Source organism: Streptococcus sp. CCH5-D3, from assembly GCF_001556435.1.
Taxonomy (GTDB): Bacteria; Bacillota; Bacilli; order Lactobacillales; family Streptococcaceae; genus Streptococcus.
In genome coordinates, this window is sequence record NZ_LSIW01000091.1 from 1 (window position 1) to 1,850 (window position 1,850).

Below are 1,850 nucleotides of genomic sequence, written 5' to 3' on the forward strand. Positions count from 1 at the left end.
TCAGCTTCGTGCTTAAAGATTCAGAAGGTAAGACTCTTGAAACTGTAAGCAATGACGCTAAAGGTAACGTTAAATTCTCACCTATTGAGTACAAGAAAGGCCAAGAAGGCACTTACAAGTACACAGTAGAAGAAGTTAAAGGTACTGACGGTACTGTTCAATACGACGGTATGAAAGCTCTTGTCACTGTTGAAGTATCACATGATGGTAAAGCTAAAGCTCTTATCACTAAGGTTACTGATCCAGCAGATAAAGAATTTAACAACACTGTTCGTCCACCAGAAAAACCTAAGTTCCAACCAGAGAAATACGTTGTTTCTAAAGAGAAATTCGATATCACTGGTATGAAACTTGTTGACGATGATGCTGAGTTGAAAGATAAAGTAGGCGATACTAACAAGGATCCTTACGCTGACAACACAGCTAACAACGAAGCTGAAAATATCAATACTAAGACACTTAAGAAAGGTGATAAGTTTGTCTACCAAGTATGGCTCGACACAACTAACTTCACTGACGCTCACAATATCCAATCTGTAGGTGTTACAGATAAATATGACAGCGAAAACTTGAACATCAATGTCGCAGATATTAAAGCATACGACTCTGTAACAGGAGAAGATGTGACAGCTAAGTTTGACATCAAGGTTGAAAATGGTGTAATTACTGCAACATCTAAGTCTGACCTTACTAAGTCACTCGGTGATGCAGAAAATACTCAAGTGATCGATACTGCCAAATTGGCATTCGGACGCTACTACAAGTTCGATATTCCTGCAACTATCAAAGGTACTGCTAAAGATGGTGTAGACATCGAAAATACTGCGTCACAAATCGTTCACCAATACGACCCAACTAAGAAATCTGTTGAAAAACCAGAAAAACCAACAGAAAAACGTGTAGTCAATATCCCAACTAAGGTTGAGTTTGAATTCACTAAGAAACTTGAAGGTCGTGAACTTAAAGCTGGTGAGTTTAGCTTCGTACTTAAAGACAGCAAGGGTAATGTGATCGAAACTGTAAGCAATGATGCTAACGGTAAGATCAAGTTCTCAGCACTTGAGTACAAACGTGGTGAAGAAGGTACTCACGTCTACACAGTAGAAGAAGTACAAGGTAACGATGCAACTGTTACCTACGATAAGATGGTTGCTACAGTCGTTGTTTCAGTAACTAAAGACGGTAAAGTCTTGACAGTAACTTCTCAATTGCCAGAAGATACTGAGTTCAACAATATTGTGACACCACCGACTCCTCCAACTCCACCGACTCCACCAACTCCACCAACTCCACCAACACCACCGACTCCTCCAACTCCAGTGGTTCCACCAGTGACACCACCAACTACACCAGAAGCTCCTAAAGGACCAGCACTCCCTGAAACAGGTGATGATGCGTCTATGGCAGCTATGGCTCTCGGAGGAATCCTTGCGGCAGCTGGACTTGGTTTGGCAGGAAAACGCAAAAAAGAAGACTAAGATAGTTCATAGGTTAAATCCCTCAACATAGTTAGTTAGACTATTTCAGTTTTCGAAAAAGAGACTCATCCCATAAGGGGTGAGTCTCTTTTGTGGGCTCTTTGTCAACTGTAGTGGGTGACGAAAAGCTAACATCTAGAGAGGACCAGATAGGTCTTCTCTTTTTTTATGTTCAGAGTGATGAAGACACGTTTCTTAAAGTTGATGAAGTTTCTAAAACCGAAGCCCAATCGTTTGATATCTTTAATCAACTTGTTAGTAGCTTCCAGTTTCGCGTTTGAATAGTCCGTTTCTAGTGCGTTTTTGATGTATTGTTAGTGTCTAAGAAAAGTCCTAAAGACCGTTTGAAAGTAGTGATTGACCTTGCTCATG

Annotated in this window: 1 protein-coding gene and 1 pseudogene; one reads left to right on the forward strand and one right to left on the reverse strand. The window is 40.6% G+C overall.

The annotated features are described in order from the left end of the window. Positions 1-1,478 (forward strand): Spy0128 family protein (locus AX662_RS05895; protein ID WP_156430695.1); only part of this gene is annotated, 1,478 nt, incomplete at its 5' end. 135 nt (positions 1,479-1,613) lie between these two features. Here the strand turns inward: AX662_RS05895 and AX662_RS10360 are convergent. Next, positions 1,614-1,850, reverse strand: a pseudogene (locus AX662_RS10360) (transposase); the annotation flags it as partial.